9 protein-coding genes are annotated in these 14398 nt (G+C 57.4%); 2 read left to right on the top strand and 7 right to left on the bottom strand.

All coding sequences use genetic code 11. The annotated features are described in order from the left end of the window. Window positions 1–100 precede the first annotated feature (100 nt). Window positions 101–793, top strand: coding sequence for a response regulator transcription factor (locus H3T90_RS07535; protein ID WP_198191009.1), 693 nt, complete (start codon window positions 101–103; stop codon window positions 791–793). A 49-nt stretch (window positions 794–842) separates the two neighbouring features. After that, on the top strand, window positions 843–1748 hold the full coding sequence (locus H3T90_RS07530; RefSeq protein ID WP_198208298.1) for a sensor histidine kinase: 906 nt from the start codon (window positions 843–845) through the stop codon (window positions 1746–1748). 191 nt (window positions 1749–1939) lie between these two features. On the opposite strand, the gene H3T90_RS07525 is transcribed toward H3T90_RS07530, so the two are convergent. The 7 genes from H3T90_RS07525 to H3T90_RS07495 form a co-directional block, all read right to left on the bottom strand. Beyond that, a complete protein-coding gene (locus H3T90_RS07525) occupies window positions 1940–2989 on the bottom strand; it encodes an NAD(P)-dependent alcohol dehydrogenase (RefSeq protein WP_198191007.1) in 1050 nt (349 codons plus the stop codon). Window positions 2990–3233: 244 nt separating this feature from the next. Then, window positions 3234–4259: a threonine aldolase family protein gene (locus tag H3T90_RS07520; protein ID WP_198230118.1), complete on the bottom strand. Its 1026-nt coding sequence runs from the start codon at window positions 4257–4259 to the stop codon at window positions 3234–3236. Between the two features lie 81 nt (window positions 4260–4340). After that, entirely contained in the window at window positions 4341–5750 is a 1410-nt protein-coding gene (locus tag H3T90_RS07515; protein ID WP_198230117.1) for an NAD(P)(+) transhydrogenase (Re/Si-specific) subunit beta, read from the bottom strand. Continuing rightward, window positions 5747–6115, bottom strand: a complete 369-nt coding sequence (locus H3T90_RS07510) for an NAD(P) transhydrogenase subunit alpha part 2 (RefSeq protein ID WP_198230116.1) — start codon at window positions 6113–6115, stop codon at window positions 5747–5749. Before H3T90_RS07510 ends, H3T90_RS07515 begins: the two co-directional genes overlap by 4 nt. Continuing rightward, entirely contained in the window at window positions 6112–7302 is a 1191-nt protein-coding gene (locus H3T90_RS07505; protein WP_198230115.1) for an NAD(P) transhydrogenase subunit alpha, read from the bottom strand. The genes H3T90_RS07510 and H3T90_RS07505 overlap by 4 nt, the downstream gene beginning before the upstream one ends. 306 nt (window positions 7303–7608) lie before the next feature. Further along, a complete protein-coding gene (locus H3T90_RS07500) occupies window positions 7609–8301 on the bottom strand; it encodes a hypothetical protein (protein WP_198230114.1) in 693 nt (230 codons plus the stop codon). Between the two features lie 1338 nt (window positions 8302–9639). Beyond that, the gene (locus H3T90_RS07495) at window positions 9640–13458 is read right to left on the bottom strand and encodes an RCC1 domain-containing protein (RefSeq protein ID WP_198230113.1); all 3819 of its coding nucleotides are present in this window, start codon (window positions 13456–13458) and stop codon (window positions 9640–9642) included. Window positions 13459–14398: the final 940 nt, after the last annotated feature.

The following is a 14398-nucleotide window of genomic DNA, read 5'->3' as shown; positions in this document are numbered from 1 at the left end:
GCTAAGAAATCATTAAGAATTGCATAAATCCGTTTGGGGCGAGACCGGCCTCGTTAGGTGGCTTCAGTAACATGAGAGTGACCTGCGAAAGGAAGACAGTATGCCGACGATTCTGGTCGTGGAGGATCAGGAGGACATCCAGTCCCTGCTCAAGGATGTGCTGGGCGAGACCTACAGGATTATCCAGGCGACGACGGGCGCCCAGGCCTTGGCCCGCTTTCAGCAGGAGGAACCCGACCTGATCCTTCTGGATCTGATGCTCCCTGTAGTTACCGGGGACAGCGTCCTCAAGGCCATTCGGCATATGTCGTCGGTGCCGGTCATCATCCTCACGGCCATTCAGGATAAGACCAGAACCGTCAGCCTCCTGGAGCAGGGCGCCAATGATTATGTGACCAAGCCTTTCGACATTGACGAGCTCCGCGCTCGTGTCCAGGTCCAGCTGCGCCAATCCGGGGCACTGAAATCCGATGCGGATGCAGCAGGTGAATCCGACGCCAAGATTTGTTTTCAGGGGATCGAGCTGGACCGGATGGAGCACACGGTCAGCGTTGATGGGCACAGGGTCGAACTGGCACGCAAGGAATTCGCCATCCTTGAGCTTCTGATGGACCATCCACATCGGGTCTTCGAGAAGGAGGACCTCTACAGGCAGGTTTGGAACCAGCCATACATCAATGCCGAGAATACTCTCAATGTGCACCTGAGCACCTTGCGGACCAGTCTGAACAGATACGCCGGCAGTCAGCGCTACATCGTGTCAGTCTGGGGCATCGGCGTTCGCCTGGTCTGAATTCGGATGGAAGAAAGAACGATGAATAAGGGTCGTCGGAGGTGAATCCGTGAAGGTGGCCGCACTTGTTTTGGGTCTTGTCGCCCTCGCCCTGGCGATTGGCCTGATAATGCTGATTGTCGACCTCAAACGGATCAGTGACGATCTGGACTTCATCAACCATGCCGACACTAACGCCTTGGTAACCACTGGGTCCAATATCGGGCTCATCCGCACTCTGGCGGATAGGATCAATGCCGTTCTGAACAAGACCAGGCGGCTGCAGATCACCCAGGCTGAGCAGAACAAGCAAGTCCGGCAGATGCTGACCAACCTAACCCATGACATCAAGACTCCGCTGACCGTGGCCAGGGGATACGCCCAGCTGCTCAAGGAGGGATCGGCTGATCAGGAGCAATTGGGTAAGATCCTCAACAACCTGCAATCGGTGGATCACTATCTGCATTACCTGATGGATTTCAATCTGATACAGGAGAAGAGCGTGAGCCTGGATCTGACCAGGGTGAACCTATCGGCATTGGTTCAGCAGGAGCTCTTCAATGCCTTCGATTCTCTGACCGCGCGGTCCGTCACGGTGGAGCCCAGAATTCAAACTGGTGTGGAAATTACGACGGATCAGATCATGATGAGTCGAATAATTCAGAACCTGATCGGCAACTGGCTCAAGTATGCGGAGGAATCAGCCTGGGTGGACCTGCACAAGAGTGAAGATGGACGAATTCATTTGGACTTCGGCAACAAAACTACGGGCGAAGCAGTCGATGTGGACAGGCTCATGGAACGGTTCCAGACCGATGACCAGTCACGTACCAAGATCAGAAGCACAGGTCTGGGTCTGAGCATCGTTGATTCCCTGGTGGATTCGCTCAGCGGCTCCATGAGGCTGGAATCTGCCGACGGTATTTTCCTGGTCCACTTGTTGTTGGGTGATGCTCCGCAATCGAAGGAACTGTAAATAACGTAGGCTTGAGGGAGCTTGGTAAGATGCTGTGGCCGGTCACGGTCTTCACGACAAGACCGTGACCGGCCATCAGCGCATGTAGGCGGAGAATGGGGTCAGCACATGAATCTGACAGCACCTAAATCTGATTGTGCTTAAATCCGGCCGACAGATGAGTCGCTTCTTCGTCTACATTTAAGGGAAAATCAGGCCTTGGTGTGGGGCACTATAACAGCCCTGGCCGACAGCTTGTTGTCGACCAGCTTGTGGTAGGCATCCAGGGCATTGTCCAGTGAGTAGGTTTCGATCTCGGTCTCGATCTGGCCGTTGCGATACATGTTGGCCACATCGTAGAGCTCAGGGATGGAACCCCAGTAAACGCCAAGCAGCTCCTGCTCCCAGGGCTTGGAGTACCAGTCGTATTCCGCCTTGCCGCCGGCGATGCCGACCACAGTCACCCGGGATCCTGGGCCGCCCGAAGCCTGTGCGGCAGCAATGGTTGGGGCCACACCCACGAAATCGAAGGCGGCATCCACGCCCTCACCATGGGTTATCTTCCTGATGTTCTCCACCTGGTGCTCGTCGCTGACCACGGGGATGGCACCCTTGGCCTCAGCCTTGGCCAGGGCCTCCGGCTTGGTGTCCGTGGCAATCACGGTGGCGCCGGTCAGGGCGTGAAGAATCTGAATGGCGATCTGGCCCAGTCCACCCAGGCCAATGACCAGAGCGTACTTTCCGCCGCCGTTCAGATGGGGCATGGCAGCCCGGATGGCGTGGTAGGGAGTCAGGGCAGCGTCAGCCAAGGGTGCAGCGCCGATTGGATCTGCATCGCCCAGCGGTACCAGGTTGCGGGCCGGAACGGTCATGTATTCAGCCATGCCGCCGTCACGCCCCAGTCCCAGGGCCAGGGATTTATTGGTTGCGGCGCTTGAGCAGTAGTTCTCCTGGCCGGCCACGCAGTGAGGGCAGTGGCCGCATCCGGTGGGCCCATAGACAATGTAGGCATCGCCTTTCTTGAAGCCCGTGACATCGGGTCCTACCTCTTCGACCCAACCAGTGGTCTCATGTCCAAGAATGAATGGCGGCTTGGTGTGACTGCCGGTTTCGGGGGTATAGTCCTGGAAGACGGAGACGTCGGAATGGCAGCAACCTGCCCCGGCCACCTTGAGCAGAACCTCGCCGCTCCCGGGTGTCGGCTCCGGCACTTCCTTGAGGGTGGGGAATGTATTGAATTTTTCGAAAACAACAGCTTTCATAAGCTTCCTTTCATCGTTGAATCATTCGCGCCCCTATGCTCAGGACGGGGTGTGCGCATCTACATCGATGCAATAAAAATCTTAACGAAAGATAACTATGTACTCACCTTGAAAGGGTGTGATATGTCCGACAAAGTGGGATTGGCAATGTTCATATGCATAAACGCCCCTCCCCCAAGGATGACCGGTAGGGGAGGGGCGGCAGGATGATTCTGGTCTTGTCTTGGTTCAGCGTGAGCGGCTTTTACAGCAGATTAATCAGGGCTTGGGTGTCCTCGACTGTCGTCGCCCAGGAGGTGGCCAGCCGGATCACGGTGTGGGTGGCATCGCTGCGTTCCCAGAAGTCGAAGGCGACCTGCTTGGACAGCTCCTCCATGCGTTCATTGTCCAGGCGGACGAAGGTCTGGTTGGTGGGGGAGTCCATGACAATCTGATACCCCTTCTCCCGCAGGGCCTTTTTGATCATCGCTGCCGTCTGGATGGCGTTGCGGCTGATTCGTGAATAGAGGTCATCGGTAAAGAGGGCATCGAACTGCACTCCCAGGAGTCTTCCCTTGGCAAGAAGGGCACCTCTTCTTTTGATCATGGTGCTGAAATGCTCGGGGGCATTCCCTCTGGGGAAGACCACCGCTTCACCGCAGAGTGCGCCGACCTTGGTTCCGCCGATGTAGAAAACGTCGCAGAGACGGGCTATGTCCGTCAGATCGACGTCGGTTCCGGGAGCCACCAGTCCGTATCCCAGCCTGGCCCCGTCCAGATAGAGGGGAATCTTGTATTCCCGACAGGTCTGCGAGAGGTCTTCCAGCTCCTGTCGAGTGTAGAGGGTCCCATACTCGGTGGGATGTGAGATGTAGACCATGCCGGGGAAGACCATCTGCTCATGGTTTCCGTCGGCATAGAAGCCTTCCAGAAAAGCGTCAAGGTCCTCTGCGCGAATCTTGCCCTGTTCGCCGCGAATTGTCAGAACCTTGTGGCCTACGGCTTCGATGGCGCCGGCCTCATGGACATTGACATGGCCAGTATCCGCAGCGACCACTCCTTGATATGACTTCAGCAGGCAGGAAGTGACGACCTGGTTGGTCTGGGTTCCTCCGGCCATGAAATAGACCTGGGCCTGGGGGCAGCCACAAGCTTGGGCGATTTTCTGAGCAGCGGAGGAGCAGTACCGATCTTTGCCGTACCCGGGAAGGTGCTCCATGTTGGTGTCGATCAGCCGCTGCAGGACTGCGGGATGTGCGCCCTCGGAATAGTCGTTGACGAATGACAGCATGTGGGTCCTTCCTGTTCGATGATAATTGGCTCCGGACCAGTCAAGCCGATCCGGAGCCATGGTTCTCACTACAGCATATGCTCAGGCGATGAGTTCCTTGACGGATGCAATGATCGCCTGAAGGCTGACCTTGGCGTCATTGAAGAGCATCTGCGTATTTGGGTTGAAGTAGAGCTCGTTCTCGATGCCGGCGTACCCCTTGCCACGACCTCGTTTAAGGACGACAACATGCTGAGCCTTGTCAACGTCCAGGATGGGCATGCCCGAGACTGCAGTCCCCGGCCGGCGTGCAGCCGGGTTGGTCACGTCATTGGCGCCGACCACCAAGGCGACATTGGCTGAGGGGAACTGAGGATTGATGTCATCAAGGTCGATCAATTCCTCATAGGGAACGTTGGCCTCGGCCAGGAGGACGTTCATATGCCCGGGCATACGGCCGGCCACAGGGTGAATGGCATAGGATACATCCACGCCACGGCCCTTGAGCAGTTCGCCCAGGTCGGCCAGTTCGCGTTGGGCCTGTGCCTGAGCCAGACCAAAGCCGGGGACGAAGATGACCTTGTCGGCATAGACCAGCTGGACAGCCACATCGTCGGGCGTGGTCTCCTTCATGGTCCCCTGGGTGCCCTGATCCTGGTTGGTGCTGACAGAGGAACCGCCGAACCCGCCGGCCAGCACGCTCAGGAGCGGCCTGTTCATGGCCTGGGCCATCAGGACGGATAGGGTTGCACCTGCTGCGCCGACCAAAGCGCCTGCAACGATCAAAGCCACGTTATTAATGGCCAGGCCATTCATGGCCACAGCTGTACCAGTGCAGGCATTCAAGACGGAGATGACCACGGGCATGTCGGCGCCGCCGATGGGAATAACGAAGACAAGTCCGTAACCTAGGGCGAATATGGCCGTGAGGAGGGCCCATAGGGTCCGATTGTCCGGATTCAGGCAGAGCAGGACCAGGCTGAGGACCGTCAACAGAGCGAAGAGCACATTCCAGACAGCCTTGGCCGGCAGCTTCAGGTTTTTGATCAGGCCGATGCCCTGGAGTTTGCCGGCAGCGACCAAGGAGCCGGTGAAGGTGATGGAACCGATGACCACGCCCAGGCCGGCGGTGATCAGCACCACCAGAGTCGGGGTGCCCTCGGAAGTCAGTATGTCGTTCAGAGCGACCAGGGCTGCAGCGCCGCCGCCGACCGTGTTGAAGACGGAAACCAGCTGAGGCATGTCCGTCATTTTCACCTTCTTGGCCGAGTAGACCCCTGCAGCGGCTCCGATCAGAATGCCGAGCACGAGCAGAATGATAGCCAGGGAGGAGGTGAAACCCTTGGCGAACAGGTGAATGAATGCCATGGCAACGGCGATGACCATGCCCACTGCAGAAATCCTATTGCCTGTACGGGCGGTTTTGGGGGAGTTCATGTAGTGCAGGCCCATGACGAACATGACTGAGGAAAGGAGATAGACGAACCAGGTGATTATGTCGAGGGTGTTCACTTGTCGGCTCCCTCATTCTTAGCGGTCTCGGTCGTGACGGTCGAAGCCTGTTCGTCCTGGCGGGTCTTATCTTTCCCCCTGTCAGGTTTGGAGGACTTGAACATCTCCAGCATCCTGTCGGTCACTACATAGCCGCCCACCACATTCATGGCGCCAAGGACGGCAGCCAGGAATATAAGTATGTAGGAAAGCGGGGAGTGAGCCTCCGCCGCGATGATGATCACACCGACGATCACAATGCCATGAATGGAGTTGGCGCCAGACATGAGCGGTGTGTGAAGCGTGGCCGGAACCTTGCCGATCACCTCCACGCCGATCAGCAGGGCCAGAATGAAGAGCGTAATTGCTATGACCAAAGAATTCATTGCTCCTGACCTTTCTCTTCGGTCTTTTCAACATTCGGAGCATCTGCGCTTCCATGCGCGCTGGATTTGGTTGCTCCTGACACAACAAGTGCTTGATCGATCTCGTCGTCCGTTTTGATGCTGAGCACACCATCACGAAGAAAATGCACCAGCACGTCCGCCACGTTTCTGGACAGAAGATTCGATGCCGTCGTGGCTACACCGCTGGCCAGGTATGGAGCCCCGATCATGATGACTCCCTTGTTGGTGGTCCTGGTTCCCACTTGTGATCCCTCGACATTGCCGCCCAGGTCGCTGGCAGCGCAGTCCACGACCACAGCTCCGGGATGCAGGTTGGCCACACCCTCGGCGCTGAGGAGGCGAGGAGGTTTTCCGCCTGGAACCTTGGCTGTGGTGATGACCACATCGAAGCCTGCGGCTTTGGCATCCACCGCAGCCTGCTGCTGGGCCTGCTCCTGATCGGTCAGCTGGCGCGCATAGCCGCCCTGGCCCTGCCCCTTGGAGAAGTCCAGTCCCAGGTCGAGGAACTTGGCTCCCAAAGATTCCACCTCCTGTCTGGAAGCGGGTCTGACATCATAGGCGGTGACCACGGCTCCTAGGCGTTTTGCGGTTCCGATGGCCTGCAGGCCTGCGATGCCGGCACCCAGGACCAGCACCTTGGCTGGTCGGATGGTTCCTGCGGCAGTGGTCATCATGGGGAAGAAGGATCCATAGGCATCGGCAGCCACCAGAGCCGCCTTGTATCCCATGACCGAGTTCTGCGAGGTCATCTCGTCCATGGACTGGGCCGAGCTGAGCTGTCGGGGGAGTCGCTCCATAGCGATCCCTGTAAGCCCGGACGCTTCCAAGGATTTGATGTAGTCCTTGTCGCTCAAGGACCCCAGCATGCCGATGATCCATGTTCCGGTTGGGATCCCTTTCAGCAAGGATTCATCGGGTCTGTTGACGAAGCCCAGAACTTGTGACTTGGATAAGACGGTATTCCTGTCGGTGACTGTGGCTCCGGTCTGTTGGTAGTCCTCATCTTGGAAGCCGGCTCGAGCCCCGGCTCCGGACTCCAATAGGCAGGTAATGCCCTGCCTGGTCAGCCGGGTCACGATGTCAGGCGTCAGGGCCACTCGGGACTCCTCATCGTCAGTCTCTTTGAGGACCCCGAAGGCTACGTGGGTTTGTTCTGGTCCACTCATGTCTTTCCTTTTCCAAACACAACTGTGTGTGAGTAATTTCATCAATGATTCTAGTTGCTGGTCTTTACTGTTGGCAGGTCAACACAATTTGTAAGTGACTAAGTAACAGCTGAGAAGAGACAGAATTCAAGGTATCTTGCATGGTGTCTTAAAGGGTGCCACACATCTTCAAGAATGATGAGTGGCACCCTGAGGTGGAAGGCCTTGGCGACGGAACGCTGTGGGCAGGCAATTTCACATCCACGGTCAGCCAGCCGGCCTTTCTGGGCTGCTGTACCGTTTCAGATCCTTGCTCGCTGCAGTGCTTTATTCATTCCCCTCGTGTTTTTCGTTCGCAGCAGGGTCTTTGGACTTGGACTGCATGGGATTGTGATGGTAGATGAGGGCGAAAGCGGCCAGGGTCTCGATCATGCTGGCGAGGATCCAGGCGATGACGATGGCATTCTGATGTTTGCCGACGGTTCCCATTCGGGTGAAGATGAACACATCCATGATGAAGGTCTGCAGAACAAGAAGAACCGTCGCCACAACTACCGTCCTGGTGTGCCTGTCCGTATCTGTTCCCTCTCCCTCTGGTCTGCCGGGAGACTTGAAGCTGGCATAGGAAAGGAGCCAGATGCCGATTCCGAAGAGAACGGCGGCAAGAGGCAGGGAGAAGAAGATCGGCATGGTGCTCAGGCTAAGGCCCAGAGCTGCGACCAGTACTGCCGAGGCAAGGCCCAGATAGAAGGAATCGTGGTTTTTGGCCTTGCGCGGTTTGGCGGGCTTGCCTTCCTTGGTTGGTTGAGACGGTTTATCGACAGGTCCGGGCGTATCCTTTGCAGCAGGCTTACCGGGTCGGCTTGGCTTGTCGTCATGTGAGGAGCCATCATGCTCTTCGCCTACCTGGCCGGCCTGCGAGCGGTCGGCGGTTAGGGCCTGGTCCTGCTTATTTTGTGCTCCAGGTCTGCCGTGAGCAACGTCCTTGCTGGATGAATCCCTGCCTTCCTTCTTCGGCATGGGGGCATTTTCCGCTTGGCTTTCTCTTCTGTCGTTCGCGTTCTCCACTGGCCTTGGCATGCGGTCCTTGTCATTCATTGGTGATTGTTCGGGACTTTCATGCCTGCCTTGGTTCTTATTCGCACGTTCGTTTCGATTGTTGCTCATCTGACCCTCCAGGCTTGTTCTTCCCCATTGCTTGTGGCAGGTCATCTGGCAGCCTGCCCGTTTTCAGGAAGCAACATCCGTTGAGGCCAGTGTATGTGTGTTTTCTCGTAAAAGTGGCATTGACCGGCACCAGATCCATACCATTCCGATATTGATCTTTTATGGGTGAAGCACAAATAGCTTAACGAGAGGAATGTCCTGCAAAAAGAGCTGGGTTCATTGCGACATATCCAACTATGGATGCTGTCTCTGCCTGGTTGGTGCCGGCGGCCGTTAACGGGGTCTGTCAGATAGAAGATTTGAATGAATTGCTGCATCGGCCCTCGATGCTATCAACCGACTGATCGATGCGACTTGCGGGCAAAGATCAACATCCGTAAGGCCGGCCATGAAGATTGACCTCAAGACGGACAGGCCTACGCCCGGCTCGGCTGACTTGTGTCTGCTTGTTCAGGATTCGTTGGATGATGTGGTTGCCGCGCTTCGTAAGCGTCATGTCGACTATCTTGGCCCGATTAGCCGGACTGGCGCGCTTGGGGCTATTACCTCGGTATACGTCAGGGATCCTGACAGGAATCTGATCGAGCTTTCCAGATACGACTAGGACTGAAACCGAATAAGAACCAGTCATATCAGTAGGCGATAACACGAATGCGAACACAGTCTTTGGGGAAGCGATAAGTGACAGATTGTAAAAGCATCCTAGTCAGATACCGATAATTGAGTTTATTACAGTCACAAGGCCTTATTTAATATGGTCTCGTAATAATTTACACACGGTCGGGTTTAGCTCTACGTCTATGCAATTATCTTTTCAGGATTCGTTGAATGTTGTATTGGCAAAACATGTTTGATTATGGAGATGGAATCGATAATGGAGAGGTGTGACGTTGAGTTTCGTGATATTAGGCTCTGAGATCTGTTTGGTCAAAGGGCATCACCTTATCATCAGGGCAACCGGCCACGGTATCGAATTCAGCTATCTCATGTCTTGCCGTCTTTCCCTTCCTCATTCACCGAAAGGGTCTTAGAAAAGAGTCTGGAGCTAGTGAGTTGGCCAGTTCTATTGTTTCAGGGCCTGCTGCTCATAGGATTGTAGGGTGGCTCCGTTGTGTTGGGGGATTGGCGGGGCCACCCTGGTTGGCCGGGCCGTCTTGGGATGCGGCCCGGCTGCTTACTCGGGTGAAGATCCTAGACGTGCAGGGCGCGGGTTTCCCGTCGGTGGCGTCCGGCTGCGACGGCGCCGGCTGCGGCGAGCAGCCCGGCGGCGAGCAGGAGGATCATGCTGCCATTGCCGCCCGTCAGGGGCAGGACGCCTTCGTAGGTGTAGGCCAGGTGCGCCTGGGGCTGGCTGACATCGCCCAGCTTCCAGTCCACGACCACATCGGCCAGTCCAGGATTATGGACAGGCGTAGCCAGGGTGACGGACCCGTCGGCATTCTGCTGCAGGTGGTCCACGGCCGTCTTATCGAACTTGACGCCGGTGATCAGCAGTTGTGAATCGAGTGCTACTGGTACTGGTACGAGGCTTTTAGCAGCGTCTACGTATTCTCCTGTGGGGATGCTGGTGTTGCCGAGCTGGCCGAACCAATTGCTTCCCATGCTGTAGGCATTGCCGTCCTGGGCAATGGCCATGGAGTTGTCCCATCCTGCGCTGATTCGTGCGGCTATGAGCCCGTTACCGGCGCTGCCTTGGCCTGCGGGCGGCGATACGCGTGTGGGCGCGGGCTGGTCGCTGGAGGTGTTGTTGCCGAGCGGGCCTAAATAGTTGCTGCCCCAGGCCCAGACTGCGCCGCTTCTGTCGATGGCCAAAGAGTGATCCACGCCTGCGCTGATCTGCACAGCTTGGAATGCTTGGGTTGGGTTTGCGGGATCCTGGATCTGTTTGGGCGAGGGCCGGTTGGTTTTCGTGCCGTCGCCCAGCTGCCCGCGGTAGTTGTACCCCCATGTCCAGAGGGTACCGTCCTGGCTGATGGCCATGGCGTATTTGGCTCCTGCGCTGACCTGGGTGGCTTTGAAGGTTTTGCTTGTGTCCTCGGGGTCGGGCACGCGTGCCGGGTCGGCGGCGTATATGGTGCTGTGCTCTCCCGTGGCTGTGCCGTTGCCGAGCTGTCCGTAGTTGTTGTATCCCCACGTGTATACGTTGCTGTCCGCGTCCAGGGCCATGATGAAGCTCGAGTAGACGCTGACCTGGACCGCGTGCAGCCCCTGGCCGGAGCCGTTGGGATCCTTGGCCAGGGCCGGCGCCAATTTGGATGTGCTGTATGAGCCGTCGGCGTTGTATTCGCTGCCCCAGGTGTAGACGCGCCCATCCGGGCTGATGGCCGCCGAGTCGGCGTAGCCGGCGCTCACCTGGACGGCTTTGAAGGGCTGGCCGTCCGCGTCCTTGACGGGCTGCGGCTTGGAATGGTGTTGTATGTCCTTACTGCCGTTGCCGAGCTGCCCGCGATCGTTGATGCCCCAGCTGTAGACGATGCCGTCGCTGCCGATGGCCAGCATGTAGTTCCCGCCTGCCGCGGCCTGCGTGTAGGTGAAACCGGAGGCCACGCCGTCGGGCAGGGGGACCCTGACCGGTGTCTTCTGCATAGGCGTCTTGTCTGGATCCTGGCCTAGCTGGCCGTACTTATTGTCGCCCCAGGCGTAGGCGTTCCCGTCGCTGGCCACCCCTATGGAGAAGCCACTTATTGAGCTGCTGGCGCTTATCTGGTTGAAGCGGATGCCGCGGCTGAGCTTGGGCGGGGTGATGGTCGCCTGCTGGCCGCCCAGCACGTTGCCCTTGTCTGGGCTGATCGACCAGCCGCCGGTGTCCGCGGGGCTCCAATGCGCGACCAGGGTGATGTCCGCGGTGACCGGCTGGCTGAAATCATACGCCACATCGGATTTGCCCTCGGCATCCTTGAGAAACCAACCATCAAACAGGAAGCCGTCCTTGGCCGGGTCTGTGATTGGGCGTGTGGCCTGCTTGCCTATGGTGATCCGCTGCGGGTCTGGGACCGGATTGCCGCCGGCGCTGTCGAAGGTGACCGTGTGCGGGTTGATGTAGGTGTAGTCCAGGTGCGCGTCGGGCTGCGGACCGTTCCTGCTCCAGGAGACGGTCACGTCGGTCTTGCCTCCTGCATGCTGGGGCGTGGTCACGCTCCAGGTGCCGTCCTTGTTGTCCGTCAGGCTCGTGCCCGCTGTCGCGCCGAACTTGACGCCGGTCGGCCTGGGAGACTCGGGGAAGGCGACCATGCCTGGCCGGCTGGCTGGCGTGGCGCTGGTGGGGGTGCGTCCCAGCTGGCCTTTGCTGTTGCTTCCCCAGCTGTAGAGGTTGCCGTCCGATCCCAGGGCCAGGGAAAAGTCCCCTAAATAGCCGCCTTCCGCGCTGGCTTGGGTGATTGTGACGCCTGCCGGCATGGTCACTTTGCCCGGCCGGTTTGCTGGCGTGCTGCTGGTGTCGCGTCCCAGCTGGCCTTGGGTGTTGTCTCCCCAGCTGTAGAGGTTGCCGTCCGATCCCATGGCCAGGGAATGATTGCCGCCTGCGATGACCTGGGTGAATCGTCTGACGCCTGCAGGCAGGTTCACTTTGCCCGGCGTGTTATCTTGCGTCCCGCTGGTGGGGGTGCGTCCCAGTTGGTTTAAGGAGTTGTTGCCCCAGCTGTAGATGTTGCCGTCCGTTCCCAGGGCCAGGGAGTGGGTGTATCCTGCGCTGATCTGGGTGAATTTCGTGCCGTCTGCCGGCATGATCCCTTTGCTCGGCGTGAGCTGTTCTATAACAAAATTGCTATTGCCCATGCCAAGTTGCCCTTTGCTGTTGCTTCCCCAGCTGTAGAGGTTGCCGTCCGCGTCCAGGGCCAGGGAGTGATTAGTGCCTGCGCTGACCTGGGTGAATTTTGTGACCCCTGTTGGCAGGTTCACTTTACTCGGCATGCCATGACGAATATAATTGTCAGAGAATTTATCCTTAGTGCCGTTGCCCAGTTCCCCGTTGTTGTTGCTTCCCCAGCTGTAGAGATTGCCATCCGAGCCGATGGCCAAGGAATGTACATAACCTGCGCTGAACTGGGTAAATTTCGTGCCGTCTGTCGGCATGATCACTTTGCCTAGTTGAGGTGAGTATGTTACGTCGCCGCGTCCCATTTCGCCGTACAGATCGCTTCCCCAGCTGTAGAGGTTGCCGTCCGAGCCCAGGGCCAGGGCAAAGCCTAATCCTCCGCTGATCTGGGTGAAGCTGACGCCTGTCGGCGGGGTGACGATGCCCGGCCGGTCGGATGGCGGCGTAAAGCTGAGTCGTCCCCATCCGTAGACGTTGCCGTCTGAGCCTATAGCCTGGGAAGCTTCGGTTCCTGCGCTGATGTGGTTGAAGCGTATGTCGGATGTGGTGGGCATGGTCAGGGTGATCCTGGTGCCTCCTTCTGCTGGGCCGGAGGTGGGGGACAGGCTCCATGAGCTGGTTATCCTGGTCCATTTGGCGGTCAGGGTGATGTTGCCGGTGACGGGCTGGCTGAAGTCATAAGCGACGGCGGTGTTGCCGGTGAACCATCCGTTGAACAGGTAGCCGTCCCTGGCCGGGTCCTTGGGCCTGGAGGCCTGTCCGCCGCTGGGGACGCTCTGGGAGGGTGTGCTGGTTTTGCCTTCGGTGTCGTTGAAGGCGACGGTGTAGGCTGCGCGTGTCTGGGGCTGGCTGTCGGTGGTCTTGCTTTGGATGCCGGTGCCGCCGGGCTTCTTGGGCGTGGCCTGGGTGCTGGTGAGGGGGGATGCGGTGTTCAGGGGTGAGGGCGAGGGCAGCGGCGACTGGGGGCCGGCCGGACTGGCTGGCAGGGTTGGTGGATTGGCTGATGGGTCGGCCTGTTGGCCTGCAGCCGTCTGCCCCAGCATGGTCGGCTCGGGCACACTGGATTCGCTGTTGGTTGTGTCGGCTGTGGCCAGGCCGCCCATGATCAGGCTGGCGGGCAGGATGATAGCCAGCAGGACACCGACCATGGTTGTCGACCGGCCGCGTGCGGACTTATGCCGAAGCGAAATATGCATAATCCCTTCCCGAAAACATGTAGTTCAATGACGAAATTCCCCTCGTTTCCAATGAACTACGTACCGGGAACAGCCCCGGCAGATAAAACCATGCTATCACCTGCATATTTGTGGGCCAACTCGAATGTAAGTAATATGTTTCGCTCTTTTTATCTTTTTGAATATTGTAAAAATATTCATTGAACCGACCGGCCTGATGCGGCCTATAAGGAAGGCGGTTCCACTAAATATGAATACGTGTCAACTATGCTATTGCTGATTACGGTTTTGTTCGGTTTGGTTATTGCCTTTGGCTTCGTATACGGCTCTGACCCTATAGGCTTGTAGTTCATTCTGTCATTTGTGTTACTAGCGCTCGTTTTTTGGGGAGTGAAGTCATTTGCCAATTTTGAGTCGCACACGGTCACAACGGTCACGTATTAGGACGCTGAGGACGTTTGATTGCATATAACAAAACTCCGGCTTTTTAATCAGGGGCATAGCTTTAAGGTGGGGTGGCGAACCCGGCTCGAATGCGTGATCTCCTGAACCACTATTGTAGGCATTGAACCCGATCCAACGGCTGCGTGTGTGTGGCTCTGGAAGATACGATGACCCGCATCACTTCTGCGACCGCCTCTGGTGCCATCACCCTATCTTCCACTGGTCCTAACCCCAATGACACGTCATCCGGCCCCAAGTTCGCTTCACTCGATTCCTACCGAGGCGTGACCCCATAAACGTTGGGCGAGTACATCCAACGTCGCCGTTCTCAGCAGTAGTTTTGCTGCCGTGTGTTGGCAGCATAGACGAGTGCTATATATTGCTTTGTAATAGATAAGTTAATGAGTAGAGCTCAATATTGGTATAGACCAATATTGAGCTCTGTTTTCTTTGCAGTATATGCTTTGAGTGTTGATTTGTATAAGGAATATTGCTCTTTTGGTGCAAATGTCGTTAC

It is taken from the genome of Bifidobacterium polysaccharolyticum, from assembly GCF_016101585.1.
GTDB lineage: Bacteria > Actinomycetota > Actinomycetes > Actinomycetales > Bifidobacteriaceae > Bombiscardovia > Bombiscardovia polysaccharolytica.
Note: the sequence above shows the minus strand (reverse complement) of the source record. Positions and strands in the feature narration are given on the sequence as shown.